Here is a 13,815-nt window from a genome sequence, read left to right as displayed (position 1 = left end):
GTAGCTGTCATGCCCACCGAGATTGACCGCCAGATCGACCGCGCGAGCGAGGTCCTCAACCGTTCGCGCGAACGCTATACGACGCTGAGCTCGCGCGCGAAGAAGCGGCGTGAGGCCGAGATTCTCGGGCGGATCGGTCGGATCGCGGCGGCGGTGGGTGCGATCTTGATTGGCGCGATGGTGCTCGGCTGGTTCATCCCGCTCGGCATGGGCGGCGCGCTGCTGGTGATGGCGGCGCTGATCGCGGTGACGCTGTTCTTCGGGCTGGTGCCGACCAGCCGGGAAGCAATCCCCGAGCGCTTCGGCGAGGTGTCGCTGGCGTCGCTGCCGCTGCAGACCGAGGAGTGGCTGGACCGCCAGCGCCCGAGCCTGCCCGGGGCGGCGATGCCGCTGGTCGACGGGATCGGGGTCAAGCTGGACGTGCTGGCCGGGCAGCTCAAGGCGCTGAACGAGGGCGAGCCGGCGGCGGCGGAAGTGCGCAAGCTGGTGGGTGAGCAGCTGCCCGAACTGATCAAGGGCTATCAGCGCGTTCCCGAAAATCTGCGGCGCGTCGACCGTTTCGGCCAGTCGCCCGACAAGCAGCTGGTGGATGGGCTCGCCCTGATCGACCAGGAAATCGCGCAGATGTCGGCGCAGCTGGCACAGGGCGATCTCGACGCGCTGGCGACGCGGGGTCGGTACCTGCAGATCCGCTACCGCGGGGATGACGAGGTCAGCGGATAGGTTTGCCCAACGCCTCCACCGCCCGCGGCCGCAAGTGATCTGCGGCGGCGGCGTGGATACCGGGGGTGGCGGCGAGCAGGCCGAAGCTTTCGCCGCGCGGGGTGTTGAAGCGGATTTTCTTGCCGAGCGCGTCGGTAACCTTCGCGCCGGCCTCCCGCGCGATCAGCACGGCGGCGGCGATGTCCCAGTCTGCACCCCAGCGGAAGGTGGCGAGCAGATCGGCGTCGCCCGCCGCGACCATCGCCATGCGCAGCGCGATCGAATTGGGCTTGTCGACCTTGACCAGGTGGCGGTCCACCTTTGCCAGATCGTCGGCGGGGACGCGTGCGCCGGTCAGGTCGGTGCGGTCCGACACGCCGATCGGCGCGCCGCTTCGCGTTGCGCCTTCACCCTTCACCGCCAGCCAATGTTCGCCGCGCACCGGGGCGTCGAGCACGCCGATCACCGGCTGGCCATCCTCGACCAGGGCGACGGAGACCGCCCAGCCGGGGCGCTGGCGCAGATAATCGCGGGTGCCGTCAATCGGGTCGACCACCCAGACGCGGCGGCAGGAGAGGCGGGCCAGGTCGTCGGCGGTCTCCTCCGACAGCCAGCCGGCGTCGGGAAGGAGGGCGGAGAGACGGTTGCGGAGCAGTTCGTCGACCGCCAGATCGACCTCGCACACGAAATTGTTGGGCGATTTCTCCCATTTCTCGACATCGGTGCCATAGCGGCCGAGCGCCAGCCGACCCGCCTCGGCGGCGATGGCGCTGACGGCGGCGGCGAGGTCGTCAGCCACTGGCCACCGTCATCCCGTCGATCCGCAGCGTGGGTACGTTGATGCCATAGCGGAAATTGAGGTCGTTGGCCGGGACAAGTTCGCGGAACATGGATTGTAGCGTTCCGGCGACGGTAAATTCGCTGACCGGCGTCGTGATCACGCCGCCCTCGATCAGATAGCCCGCCGCGCCGCGGCTGTAATCGCCGGTGACGAGGTTGATCCCCTGACCGATCAGTTCGGTGACATACACGCCATAGTCGATATCGGCGATCAGCGACGCGACCGGGGTCTTGCCATTGGCGAGATAGAGGTTGCTCGGCCCCACGCTCGGCGCGCCGCCGACGCCGCGTACGGCATGGCCGGTGGGCTCTAGGCCAAGCTGGCGCGCGGCGGCGCTGTCGAGCAGCCAGGTTTCGAGCATTCCGTCGCTCACCAGCTTCATCGGCGACACCGGCAGGCCTTCGCCATCGAAGGGACGCGAGCGCAGGCCGTGCGGCTGGTGCGGGTCGTCGACGATGTCAATACCCGGCGCGAAGATGCGCGTGCCCATCGCTTCGAGCAGGAAGCTGGTCTTGCGGGTGATCGCGCTGCCCGAGATTGCGCCGCTCAGATGGCCGAGCAGGCTCGATCCGACGCGCGGGTCGAGGACGATCGGCATCGGGCCGCCGCGAACGCGCCCGGCGCCGACACGGGCGACGGCCCGCTCACCCGCGCGGCGGCCAATGTCGTCGGCGGAATCGAGCCGGGCGGCGTGGCGGGCGCTGTGATAATCGTAATCGCGTTCCATCGCGCCGGCGTCGCCCGCGAGCACACTGGCCGAAATGCTGTGGTTGGACGACGCATAGGCGCCGGCAAAACCGTGGCTGGTGGCGAGCGCCCAGATGCTGCGGCTGGCGCTGGCACCGGCGCCTTCGCTGTTGGTGACGCCGGGGACGGCGCGGGCGGCGCGTTCGGCGATCAGCGCGGTTTCCTTGAGCGCGGCGGGATCGCCCAGCGCGCCATCGTCGAGGTCGAGTCGCGGCACATCGCCATGCATCAGCCGCTCGGCGGGGGCGAGGCCGGCCCATTCGTCCTCGGGAGCTTCGTGCGCCATCGCGACGGCGCGTTCGGCGAGGATGTCGAGCGCGGCGGGGGTCAGGTCGGTGGTGGAGATGCTCGCAGACCGCTGGCCGCAGAACACGCGCAGGCCGAGTTCGAAATGCTCGGCGCGGTCGACATCCTCGAGCGCGTCGAGCCGGACCGAGACCGACAGCGATTCGCCGGCGGAGAGCATCGCATCGGCGGCGTCGGCTCCGGCGCGGGTGGCGCGGGCAATGGCGTCGTGGACGCGGTCACGGGCTTGATCGGGGGTCAGCATCGACGCGATCTAGGAAGTGCGGGGGCGAAGGTCAAAAGGCGCCGGTTCAAAAGGCAGTGGTCCCCACGACGAAACAGGCGGCGAACATCAGCAGCCCGGCATTGCGGTTCGAGCGGAAGCGGTGGAGCGCGTTGGCGCCGTCAGCGGGGGCGAGCGTGACGACCTGCCAGACCAGATGCAACGCCATCGGAGCGAGGGCGGCGAGGACGAGCGGGTCGGGGCGGACCTGCCACAAGGCGGCGCTCCACAGGGCGAGGGCGAGGGCGTAGAAGAGCGCGACCCCGGCCTTCACATTGCTGCCCAGGCGGCGGGCGGAGGAGCGGACGCCGACCAGCGCATCGTCCTCGACATCCTGCAGCGCGTAGATGGTGTCGTATCCGATCACCCAGAAGATGCACCCGGCATAGAGCAGCAGGCCGGGCAAGGGGAGTTCGCGCGTGATCGCCGCCCAGCCGACCAAGGCGGCCCAGGAGAAGACGAGGCCCAGCCATGCCTGGGGCCACCAGGTGATCCGCTTCATGAAGGGATAGGCGGCGACCAGCGCAAGGCTGGCGACCGCGATGCCGGCGGCGAAGGGGTTGAGCTGGACCAGCACGACCAGGCCGATCAGGCACAGGAAGCCGAGCCAGATCCACGCAGCCTTCAGGCTGACCGCGCCGCTCGCCAGCGGGCGGCTGCGGGTGCGGGCGACCTGGCGGTCGAGGTCGCGGTCGACGATGTCGTTATAGACGCAGCCTGCGCCGCGCATCCCGATGCTGCCGAGCAGGAACCACAGGATCAGGTCCCAGCGCTCGACCGCGCCACCGGACAGCGCGATCGCCCACGCTCCCGGCCAGAACAGCAGCCACCAGCCGATCGGCCGGTCGAACCGGGCGAGCAAGGCATAGGGGCGCGCGGCGGCGGGCAGCAGCGCCATCAGGCCGCGATGTTCGGTGTCGGGGACGATCTGCGCCGGGTCAGTCATGTGCGAAACTGACGACGAAGCTGACAAAAAATGCGGGTTGTATGCGCGGTGTCAGGCGCTGTGTCAGGTTGGGGGTGGGGGCCGTTTCGGTCATGCCTCCTGCTGCCACATCGGGTTGCGTGTAGGACAGCGAAAAGACGCCGGGTGACGAAGCATTTGGGGCGCGATATGGCTCGGCCATGATCGCCACCCCCGCCTGGCCGCCGCAATCCACCCCGCGCCTGTTCGTCGAACCCGCGCTGACGATGGGCGAACACCGCCGCATCGACGGCCAGCAGGGCCATTACCTTGCCAGCGTGATGCGGTTGAAGGTCGGCGACCCGGTCAAGCTGTTCGACGATGCGACCGGCGAATGGCTTGGCGTCGCGAGCGAGGTGCGCAAGCGCGACGTGGTGCTGGAGATCCGGGAGCGGCTGCGCGAGCGCGAGGCGGTGCCGGACCTGTGGCTATGCGCTGCGCCGATCAAGAAGGGGCGGATCGACTGGGTGGTCGAAAAGGCGTGCGAGCTGGGCGTCGCGCGCGTCGCGCCGGTGCTGACGCGGCGCGCGGTGGTGGACAAGCTCAACCTCGACCGGCTGCGCGCGCACATGATCGAGGCGGCGGAGCAATGCGGGCGCACCGCGCTGCCTGACCTCGCCGAGCCGGTGAAGCTGGCCGCGATGCTGCGCGACTGGCCGGCGGGGCGGACGCTGTTCTTTGCCGACGAGACCGGCGGCGCGCCCGCGCTGGAAGCGATGAAGGCGCATCCCGGCCCGGCGGCGATCCTGGTGGGGCCGGAGGGCGGCTTCGACGCCGAGGAGCGCGAGGCGATCCGGGCGGTGCCGGGGGCGGTGGGGATTTCGCTCGGCCCGCGCATCCTGCGTGCCGAGACCGCGGCGGCGGCGGCGGTCAGCCTGTGGATGGGGGCGGTGGGGGATTGGTGAGCGTTTGAGCGCGTGCCACGGTGGCCCGCGCGCCGCAACGCACAGTCGAGCCGGTGCGGTATTTGGCCGTCACCTTCTGTCGGTTGCCGACGCCATAGCGCACGTTCATTCTGCCCACCCAGCGTGTTGCCATAAGCCGTTCAGCGGATAGGTTGAAATCTACAGCGTCCTCACCTGAGCGCCGCTCCAAGGGGCCAAGACTATGCTTCGGGTGCAGATCGAACGATTGCTGGTGCTTCTCGCTGCCGCAGTGCTTCCGGTGACGGCGCATGCGACGGACAATCGGTCAACGTCGACCAAGCCTAGTGCATCGGATCAACTTCGTGACGGGAATGGGTCGCATGCGGACAATGAGGAGCTGCTGCGACGCAACGATGAATGCCACGCGGCAAATCCAAATGGCGCAGATTGCCGGAGCTTCCTTTTTGCGCTCGCATTAAGCGCGCGCGCGACCGATCCCGACACGAGCGTGCGATTTTCGCGCCGAGCGCTGATCGAGATGGCCGATGCGCAACTTCCCGACGATCATCCCGACTGGGTCGTGGCGCTGCAGGTCTCGGCCGACAGTCTGCGCGCCCGCGCCTTGGTGGCGTCATCCTCCTTCGAGCGGCGGGACGACCAGAGCGAAGCACGATCGAAGCTCGTGCGCATTGTCGAATGGCATCGTAAATGGGCCGCGCACGATGTCGCCGCACTTGTGAAAGCGTACACCGCGCTTGGCGACTATGACACGTCGCGCGATGATACCAAAAGCGCTGCGGTGGCCTATCTCGCTGCTGCGCGGGCAGGGGGTGCCAGATCGAGGATGCCGGCAAGCAGTTCTCTACTACGCAAGCTCGCATCGAGTTTAGAGGTGCTGGCCAAGCCCAAAGAGGCAGAAGAGTTTCGCCGCCAAGCAGCAAGTCGGGGCACGATGGCGGGTCGGCCGGTGGACTCCTATGTCATGGACCAGCTGCTCCTTGCGCGAAACCTTGCCCAGCAGGAGCGACATGCCGAGGCATCCCGACTGACCGAGCATGCCCACGCTTTTGCCAAGCGGAAACTACCATCCGACGCGCCGGAACTTGCAATGCTGCAAGCCGAGAAGGTGCTTAATCTGTTTCGTACCGAGCGTTATGCAGAAGCTACGGGTTCCGCCGCGGACGCTGTCGCCAGCCTGCGCGGGGCGCAGTATCGCGACCGATCGCAGCGCCAGATCGGCATGGACCAGTTCGCAGCCGTCAACGAATATTGGTCGCCCCATGTGTCCGGCATCGGCAGTGGGAACGAGACCCTGTCAGCGGCCAGCGCAACCCGCGGCAACCTTGCTGCGATGCTGGCGCAGGACAGCGCAGAGAGCAGCGGCGCGAGTGCGCCGGAAGCGCTTCAAATTGCCTATATGGCAGAAGATCTCCAGGCTCTTGGCCAGCGGTTCGACGCCGAGCGCGCGTACAAATATGCGCTTTACGGTCTGCTCGCCACAGTACCGGCCACGCACCCGGTGATTGGCCGGATGATGTCGGGATTGAAAACATTGGGCGCGCAAATGGCTTATTCAGATGCCCTGCTGCCAGTCGCCCAGCGGCTCGAAATGCCAGACGGCGATTTCCTCAGGTCTCGCGCGCTGTACCGTGAGGCAGGTTTGGAAGTACTCCAGAAAATGCGATATGAGCAAGGATTCACAGAGGTAGCAAAGATCTATGTAAAGAACGGACGTCCTGCCTTCATTGGTCAGATTCGTGTCGCATGGAAACTCAGCAAGGACGGTTCGCCGCCGAAATCGCCAACTAAACCATAAGGCGGGATTGCACGCCAAGGACGGGCACGTGGCGATCGCCCCCACGCGTTATCCAGCAGCTTCCACCCGATTGTGGACCTTCAGCATCACCGCCCCCCGTCCCGACGGCGGAAGTTCGTGAGCGGACGCCATGAGAGGTTGGGGCGGGTGGTGCGCAGCGCGGGGCAGCAGACGGCTCGACCGCCGCATTTCCCATCCCGATTTGGGTGTTTTATGCCCCCTTTCGCAGATCGTTTCACGCGCCTAAATGCGCGCGATGAGCACCAAGACGGTTTCAAACAGCAACGCGCCTGTCATCGAGAGCCGTCAGGCGCTCCTCGATTATTTCGCCGGGGGTGAGAAGCCGGCGGAGCGCTGGCGTATCGGTACCGAGCATGAGAAGTTCGTCTATGCGACGGACGACCATCACGCCCCCAGCTATGACGAGCCGGGTGGGATCCGCGACCTGCTCGCCGAACTGACCCAGTTCGGCTGGAGCCCGGTCGAGGAGGGCGGCAAGGTCATTGCGCTGTCGGGTCCCGACGGGACGGTCAGCCTGGAGCCGGCGGGGCAGCTGGAGCTGTCGGGCGCGCCGCTCGAGAATCTGCACGAGACCTGCGCCGAGACCGGGCGGCATCTGCAGCAGGTCAAGACGGTGGGCGAGAAGCTGGGCATCGGCTTCCTCGGCCTTGGCATGTGGCCGGACAAGACCCGCGCCGAGCTGCCGATCATGCCCAAGGGCCGCTATGGCATCATGCTGAACCATATGCCGCGCGTCGGCAGCCTGGGCCTCGACATGATGCTGCGCACCTGCACGATCCAGGTGAACCTCGATTATTCGAGCGAGGCCGACATGGCGCAGAAGTTCCGCGTCGGGCTGGCGCTGCAGCCGCTGGCGACCGCGTTGTTCGCCAATTCGCCGTTTACCGAGGGCAAGCCGAACGGGATGCTCTCCTATCGCTCGCACATCTGGTCGGACACCGACCCGCACCGCACCGGCATGCTGCCGTTCGTGTTCGAGGACGGGTTCGGCTATGAGCGCTATGCCGACTATGCGCTCGATGTGCCGATGTACTTTGTTTACCGCGACGGGCGCTACATCGACGCGGCGGGCCTGAGCTTCCGCGATTTCCTGAAGGGCGAATTGTCGGTGCTGCCGGGCGAGAAGCCGACGATCGACGATTGGGCCGATCATCTGTCGACCGCCTTCCCCGAAGTGCGGTTGAAGACCTTCCTCGAAATGCGCGGCGCGGATGGCGGGCCGTGGGGGCGCATCTGTGCGCTGCCCGCTTTGTGGGTCGGGCTGCTCTATGATCAGGGCGCGCTGGATGCGGCGTGGGATCTGGTCAAGGATTGGGACATGGCCGGGCGACAGGCGCTGCGCGACAGCGTGCCGCGCCTGGGCCTCGACGCGCCGCTGCCGGGTGGCGGGAAGCTGCGCGACATTGCCGGGCAGGTGATCGACATTGCCGGAGCGGGACTGACGGCGCGGGCGCGGCTCAATTCGGCGGGGGACAGCGAGAACGGCTTCCTCGACCCGCTGCGTGAGATCGTGCGCAGCGGCAAGGTGCCGGCCGAGCTGCTGCTCGAGCGCTATCACGGCGCGTGGCAGGGCGATGTCAGCCGGATTTACGACGAGACAAAATTCTAGCGCGGTTGTTCCGCCAGCTGCCAAGCCGCGCGGACCTCAAGCCCGTAGACGCCGGAAAATTGTCGCAGCTCGCGCTGGGCAGCTGGGCCGTAGTCGGGGAAGGCGGCAGCACGTTCCAGCCCGGCGCGGCCGACTGCGCGGAACTGCAGCCGGGCTGCGGCGGGATCGCCTGCGAGCAGCTTGAGCATGCCCCAGGTCAGTTCGGCCTGAACGCGGTCGATATGCGTGGGGGCAAGGCCGGCGCGGATGATGGCCAGTCCCCGCTCGATCGTCGCGACCGATTGCGGGTCGCCCTGACGCAGCTGTGCCATGCCGGTGAACAGCAGCACGCGGCCATATTGCGGATGCTTGTCCCCGACCGAATCGCGCACCGAATATTCGGCGGAGCTGAGTGCGGCGGCGGCCTCCTTGACCTTCCCCTGCAGCAGCAGGTTCTCACCATAGCGTAGCCAGGCAGTGGCCGTTTCCGGGTGCTGGGAAAACAGTTTGGACCGCAGGGCCCATGCGCCCGTGCGGCGCAACGGCTCCGCCTCGGCATACCGATTCAGCGCCTCCAGCAGCGTCGCGACGACGAGTTGTGCGCGGACGGTGTCGACGTGCGTTTCGCCCAGTCGCTGCGTGCGCAGCGCCAGTGCGTTGCGGGCAAGGGCCAGGCCGTCCTCCGGTAAAACGACAGCGGACAGGTCGAGATAGATGCGCGCGGCCTGGAGCGGATCGGCACCTGTGGTGGCGAGGCGGGTGAGCAGGTCGCGACCGAGCGCATCGGCCTCCTGCCGCCGGTCGAGCCGGATGAGCAGCCGCAGATAGCGCGAGTCGGCGTCCAGTCGCGCCACGGGGTCGGTCGTCCGCGCGCGGGTGTCGCGGTAGAGCGGCTCGGCCTCGCCGAACCGGCCGAGCTGCGCCAGCGAGTCGGCGCGGACCAGCGCGAGCGACAGGGTCAGGGGGTCGGCGGGTCCGAACGTCTTCAGCGCCTCGTCATAGGCTTCGCGCGCGGGCTTTTCGCCTTCAGCCGGAGCGGGCGAGTCGGTGAAGGCGGCGGCTTGCTTGCCCTTGGCGCGCAGCCGCCAGCGCGTGTCGGCGATGCCGCGCCCATATTGTTCGAGGATGGCAACGGTGCGGTCATAGTCCTGCGCCGGTTCGCGGTAGATCTTGCCGGTGACGGTGCCGACATCGCCGAGCAGTTCGCTGACCTGCGCGATTTCGACCCAATAGCGACGGACCACTTCCTCCCCGCGCTGCAGGGCGGCGGCGTCGGCGGGGGTGAGGGTGCCCTTTTCGCGGCGGAACTGCAGCGGGGCGATGCGGTCCTCCTCAACTCCGCTGGCGTCCATCAGCGCGACATGGATCGCCTTGCCGAGCTTGTGCGCCGCCTCCGGATCGGTCGCGAGCAGCGCGCGGGCGCGGGCGAATTGCAGGTCGACGCAGCGGTCGGCGGGTTCGGGCTTGGCCAGGCACGCATCCAGCGCGGCCTGCACCTTGTCCGCAGCCTTGGGCACCGGCGCGCGGTCGGCCGCCAGTGCCGGACTGGCGAGCAAAAGCATGGGGATGAGCGCGCGCATCCCCGTCAACCTATCATCGCGGCGCGATCACGCCAGCGACAATTCCTGTCAGTCGATCCGCAGCCCCATCGCCTGCTGTACGTCGCGCAGCAGCGGTGCGGCCAGGGTGGCGGCGCGCTGCGCACCCTTGCGCAGCTCGGCATCAACCGCGCCCTTGTCGGCGATCAGGCGGACCATCTCGTCGCGGATCGGGCCGAGTTTCGCCACGGCAAGATCGGCGAGCGCGGGCTTGAAGCTGCCGAACCCCTGCCCGGCATATTCGGCGACCACATCTTCGGGCGTGCGGTCGGCGAGCGCCGCGAAGATGGTGACGAGGTTCCTGGCCTCGGGCCGGTCCTTGAGCGCATCCCAGCTCTCGCCCATCGGCTCCGGGTCGGTCTTGGCCTTGCGGAATTTCTGGGCAATCGCGTCGTCGTCATCGACCAGGTTGATCCGCGCCGCGTCGGACGGGTTCGACTTGGACATTTTCTGCGTCGCATCGCGCAGCGACATGATGCGCGGCGCGGCCTTGCTGATCAGCGGTTCGGGTTCGAGCAGCAGGTCGGTCTTGTAGTCTAGGTTGAACTTGGCCGCGATGTCGCGCGCCAGCTCGAGATGCTGTTTCTGGTCCTCCCCGACGGGCACATGCGTCGCGCGATACAGCAGCACGTCGGCGGCCATCAGCACGGGGTAGTCGTACAGGCCGACGCTCGCGCCCTCGCGGTTCTTGCCCGCCTTGTCCTTGAACTGGGTCATGCGGTTGAGCCAGCCGACGCGCGCGACATTGTTGAGCAGCCACGCGAGCTCGCTGTGCGCCGGAACGCGCGCCTGGTTGAACAGGATTGAGCGGGTCGGATCGATGCCGCTGGCGATCATCGCGGCGCTCACCTCGAACGTGCTGTCGGTGATCGCTGCCGGCTCGCTCCATTCGGTGAGCGCATGGAGGTCGGCGATGAAGTACATCGACTCGCCGCCCGCCGCCTCGACCTGCGCCTGCATGCCGACCCACTGCTTGATCGCGCCGAGATAGTTGCCGAGGTGGAGATTGCCGGTGGGTTTGATGCCGGAAACGACGCGCATGTTCAGGTGTCCAAGGTTCAGGTTGCTTTGCGGCGCACCAGCGACTTGATGTCGCTTGGCCGGAACGCGCCGGTCGCGAAACAGGCGGCGGCGTAGACGATGCAGCCTGCGCCGACCAGCACCATCATCGCGCCCGTGCGGATCGTCCATGCACCGCTGGTGTAGGGCGTGAACAGGTCGTTGAGGAAGAACATGACGCCACCCATCGCCAGCGCCGCGCCGACCAACCGCCAGACGCGGCGGCGCAGCTGGGGATCGGCCTCGAAATGGCCGCGCTTGACCAGCGTGCGATAAAGCAGGGCGACATTGACCCACGCGGCGATCGCGGTGGCGAGCGGCGGCCCCATATGCTTGAGCGGCACGATCAGCGCGAGGTTGAGCACCAGATTGATCGCGATCGACAGCGTCGCATAACGCACCGGCGTCTTGGTATCCGAACGGGCGTAGAAGCCCGGGGTCAGCACCTTGACCAGGATATAAGCGGGCAGGCCGACCGAGAAGGCGGCGAGCGCCTGTGCCGTGGCGCGGGTATCTTCGGGCGTGAACGCGCCATGCTGGAACAGCGCGGCGACGATCGGTGCGCCGCATACGACCAGCGCGACGGTGGCGGGGAGGGTGAGGAACAGCGCGAGTTCGGTCCCGCGATTCTGCGTGTGCATCGCCGCGCCGTCATTCCCTGCGCCCAGCTGACGCGCGATGGTGGGGAGCAGCACGGTGCCGAGGCCGATGCCGATCAGCCCGAGCGGGAGCTGGTTCAGCCGGTCGGCATAATAGATGTACGACACCGATCCTTCGACCAGCAGGCTGGCGGCGAGCGCGGTCGAGATGACGAGGTTGATCTGATACGCCCCGGCGCCCGCCGCCGCGGGACCGATCAGCTTGAGCAGCTTCTTCACGTCCGGGCTGAGGCGGGGGAGGCGAAGGCGCAGCTTCACGCCGGCGGCGCGGCAGGCGAGGATCAGCCACAGCAGCTGCAGCGCGCCAGACACGGTCACGGCAATCGCCTGGTTGCGCGCGGTGAGCAGCGTGTCGTCGGTGTGGAAGAACAGCAGCGCCACGATCAGCGTCGCGTTGAGCAGGATCGGCGCCGCGGCATTCACCCAGAATTTGTTGAGCGAATTGAGGATGCCCCCGAGCAGCGAGACGAGGCTGATCAGTAGCAGATAGGGGAAGGTGATGCGCGACAGCTCGACCGCATAGGCGAACTCGGCCGGGCTCGCGTCGTTGAACCCGCCGGACAGCGCCCACACCACCGGGAAGGCGGCGATTTCCATGATCGCGGTGAGCAGGATCAGGATCGGCAGAAGGACCGACAGCGCCTCTTCGGCGAAGGACAGCGCCGATTTCGTGTCGCCGCCGGACTCGCCGACCTTCTTGCTGAACATCGGCACGAACGCGGCGCTGAACGCCCCTTCGGCGAACAGCGCGCGGAACAGGTTGGGCAGGCGGAAGGCGATCAGGAACGCGTCCGACGCGAAGCTGGCGCCGACATAGCGCGCGAACAGCGAATCGCGGACCAGCCCCAGCACCCGGCTGACGAGCGTCAGCCCGCCGATCGACCCGAGTGCCTTGACGAGATTCATGGATTCCCCGCCTTTGTTTGTCTGATGCGCCTCCCGGCGCGTGAGCGGCACCTGCCCACTTCCCCACCCGGCCACCCATAGGGTGCTGGCGCTGGATGGCCGGGTGGGGGAGCGGGCAGGTGCCGCTCCCCGAGCAATTACGCCTGGCCGGCCTCGCCGCCCAGCTGCGCCTGCGCGTCGTGCTGTGCACGCTGCTGCTCGTACAGGCCGTTGAAGTCGATCGGCTCCAGCATCAGCGGCGGGAAGCCGCCGTCACGGACCGCGTCGGCCAGCACGCGGCGCGCGAACGGGAACAGCAGGCGCGGCGCTTCGCCGAGCAGGAAGGGCTGAAGATGCTCGGCCGGCACGTTGCGGATCGCGAACAGCCCGGCATAGGACAGGTCGACGATGAACGCGACCTGCTCTTCCATGGTCGCGCGGACATCGATCTTCAGTGTCACTTCATGGACGTCCTGCGCCACTTCGGCGGCGCCGATGTTGAACTGGACGTCGAATGCCGGCTGCCCCTGCACCTGATAGATGGCGGGCGAGTTCGGGTTTTCGAACGAGAAGTCCTTGGTGTATTGCGAGATCACGCCGACCGACGGAGCGGTGTCGGCGCCATTCGCCTGGGGTGCTGCGGTGTCGGGCGTATCCATGCTCGTCAAACTTCCTTTGTGTGTTCGGGATATTGTCGCGGTTCGCCGCGTTCGAATGACCGCCGCGCCTAGCAGGGGCGGTTGACCGTTTCAACGGGCGTGCGGTTCGCATCAGACCGGATTTGAAACGTGCGGGTTTCCGGCCTATGTTGGAGCTCAGAAAGAAGGTGACGACGTGTCTTTATATGTGGTGATCCTGTTTGCGGCGATTGCCGCGTTCCTTGCGCTGCGCCTGTATTCGGTGCTGGGCAAGCGCACCGGGCATGAGCAGCCGTTGCCGCGTCCGGCGGAGGAGCGCGTGGGCGCACCCCAGATGCCGCGCACGATCGACATGCCGGCCGAGGTGCGCGACACCGGTCCGCGCGCGCTGGAGAGCGGTGCGGAGGGTGGCCTTCGCGCGCTGGTCGCCGCCGACCCGTCGTTCGACGTCGGTCAGTTCGTCGAGGGCGCCAAATCCGCCTATCGCATGATCCTTGAGGCATTCTGGAAGGGCGACCGCGAAACACTGGAGTGGCTGGTCGATGCGGAAGTGCGCGACAGCTTCATCGCCGCGATCGACGCGCGCGAGGCGGCGGGCGAGACGCTCGACAACCGCCTGATCTCGATCGAGCGCGCAACCGTTTCCGACATCGCGCTCGACGGGCGCGTGGCGCGGATCACGGTCCGCTTCGACGCGGATATCGCCGCAGTGACGCGCGACAAGGACGGCAACGTCATCGCCGGGTCGCTGAGCGACGCAGTGCAGACTCACGATGCGTGGACGTTCAGCCGCACGCTGGGCAGCGGCGATCCGAACTGGAAGCTGAGCGACACCGACGAAGTTTGATCGGACATAAGGGGAC

General features: G+C 67.4%; 13 protein-coding genes. 5 read left to right on the top strand and 8 right to left on the bottom strand.

Going from position 1 to position 13,815, the window contains the following annotated elements:
• The first annotated feature begins 9 nt into the window (after nucleotides 1-9).
• The gene (locus ACO05N_RS00380; RefSeq protein WP_422055228.1) at nucleotides 10-723 is read left to right on the top strand and encodes a hypothetical protein; all 714 of its coding nucleotides are present in this window, start codon (nucleotides 10-12) and stop codon (nucleotides 721-723) included.
• Here ACO05N_RS00380 and ACO05N_RS00375 read toward each other — a convergent pair.
• The 4 genes from ACO05N_RS00375 to ACO05N_RS00360 are packed head-to-tail and all read right to left on the bottom strand — an operon-like array spanning nucleotide 713 to nucleotide 3,994.
• On the bottom strand, nucleotides 713-1,501 hold the full coding sequence (locus ACO05N_RS00375; RefSeq protein WP_422055227.1) for an inositol monophosphatase family protein: 789 nt from the start codon (nucleotides 1,499-1,501) through the stop codon (nucleotides 713-715). The genes ACO05N_RS00380 and ACO05N_RS00375 overlap by 11 nt on opposite strands.
• Nucleotides 1,494-2,840 (bottom strand): TldD/PmbA family protein, encoded by a 1,347-nt coding sequence (locus ACO05N_RS00370; RefSeq protein WP_422055226.1) that lies wholly within the window; start codon nucleotides 2,838-2,840, stop codon nucleotides 1,494-1,496. The genes ACO05N_RS00375 and ACO05N_RS00370 overlap by 8 nt, the downstream gene beginning before the upstream one ends.
• Nucleotides 2,841-2,886: 46 nt before the next feature.
• Nucleotides 2,887-3,804: a 4-hydroxybenzoate octaprenyltransferase gene (ubiA, locus tag ACO05N_RS00365; protein ID WP_422055225.1), complete on the bottom strand. Its 918-nt coding sequence runs from the start codon at nucleotides 3,802-3,804 to the stop codon at nucleotides 2,887-2,889.
• Nucleotides 3,797-3,994: a hypothetical protein gene (locus tag ACO05N_RS00360; RefSeq protein WP_422055224.1), complete on the bottom strand. Its 198-nt coding sequence runs from the start codon at nucleotides 3,992-3,994 to the stop codon at nucleotides 3,797-3,799. Before ACO05N_RS00360 ends, ubiA begins: the two co-directional genes overlap by 8 nt.
• Here ACO05N_RS00360 and ACO05N_RS00355 point away from each other — a divergent pair.
• The 3 genes from ACO05N_RS00355 (at nucleotide 3,984) to ACO05N_RS00345 (ending at nucleotide 8,134) form a co-directional block, all read left to right on the top strand.
• Nucleotides 3,984-4,727, top strand: coding sequence for a 16S rRNA (uracil(1498)-N(3))-methyltransferase (locus ACO05N_RS00355; protein ID WP_422055223.1), 744 nt, complete (start codon nucleotides 3,984-3,986; stop codon nucleotides 4,725-4,727). The genes ACO05N_RS00360 and ACO05N_RS00355 overlap by 11 nt on opposite strands.
• Nucleotides 4,728-4,929: 202 nt before the next feature.
• On the top strand, nucleotides 4,930-6,504 hold the full coding sequence (locus ACO05N_RS00350; RefSeq protein ID WP_422055222.1) for a hypothetical protein: 1,575 nt from the start codon (nucleotides 4,930-4,932) through the stop codon (nucleotides 6,502-6,504).
• Between the two features lie 256 nt (nucleotides 6,505-6,760).
• On the top strand, nucleotides 6,761-8,134 hold the full coding sequence (locus ACO05N_RS00345; RefSeq protein WP_422055221.1) for a glutamate--cysteine ligase: 1,374 nt from the start codon (nucleotides 6,761-6,763) through the stop codon (nucleotides 8,132-8,134).
• Here ACO05N_RS00345 and ACO05N_RS00340 read toward each other — a convergent pair.
• From ACO05N_RS00340 to secB, 4 genes are all read right to left on the bottom strand, one after another.
• A complete protein-coding gene (locus ACO05N_RS00340) occupies nucleotides 8,131-9,693 on the bottom strand; it encodes a hypothetical protein (RefSeq protein ID WP_422055220.1) in 1,563 nt (520 codons plus the stop codon). The two genes, ACO05N_RS00345 and ACO05N_RS00340, sit on opposite strands and share 4 nt — an antisense overlap.
• Before the next feature lie 48 nt (nucleotides 9,694-9,741).
• Nucleotides 9,742-10,752 (bottom strand): tryptophan--tRNA ligase, encoded by a 1,011-nt coding sequence (gene trpS / locus ACO05N_RS00335; RefSeq protein ID WP_422055219.1) that lies wholly within the window; start codon nucleotides 10,750-10,752, stop codon nucleotides 9,742-9,744.
• A gap of 17 nt (nucleotides 10,753-10,769) precedes the next feature.
• Complete coding sequence (murJ, locus tag ACO05N_RS00330) at nucleotides 10,770-12,335, bottom strand: murein biosynthesis integral membrane protein MurJ (RefSeq protein ID WP_422055218.1); 1,566 nt, start codon at nucleotides 12,333-12,335, stop codon at nucleotides 10,770-10,772.
• Nucleotides 12,336-12,472: 137 nt separating this feature from the next.
• Nucleotides 12,473-12,973, bottom strand: coding sequence for a protein-export chaperone SecB (gene secB, locus ACO05N_RS00325; protein WP_422055217.1), 501 nt, complete (start codon nucleotides 12,971-12,973; stop codon nucleotides 12,473-12,475).
• A 175-nt stretch (nucleotides 12,974-13,148) separates the two neighbouring features.
• On the opposite strand from secB, the gene ACO05N_RS00320 reads away from it, so the two are divergent.
• Nucleotides 13,149-13,799 carry a Tim44/TimA family putative adaptor protein gene (locus tag ACO05N_RS00320; RefSeq protein ID WP_422055216.1) on the top strand — a complete coding sequence of 217 codons (651 nt, stop codon included), beginning with the start codon at nucleotides 13,149-13,151 and terminating at the stop codon, nucleotides 13,797-13,799.
• Nucleotides 13,800-13,815: the final 16 nt, after the last annotated feature.

Origin of the sequence: Sphingomonas sp. (assembly GCF_965227385.1) — a bacterium.
Taxonomy (GTDB): Bacteria; Pseudomonadota; Alphaproteobacteria; order Sphingomonadales; family Sphingomonadaceae; genus Sphingomonas.
The sequence above is the reverse complement of the archived record's forward strand: the minus strand, read 5'-3'. Positions and strand labels throughout refer to the sequence as shown.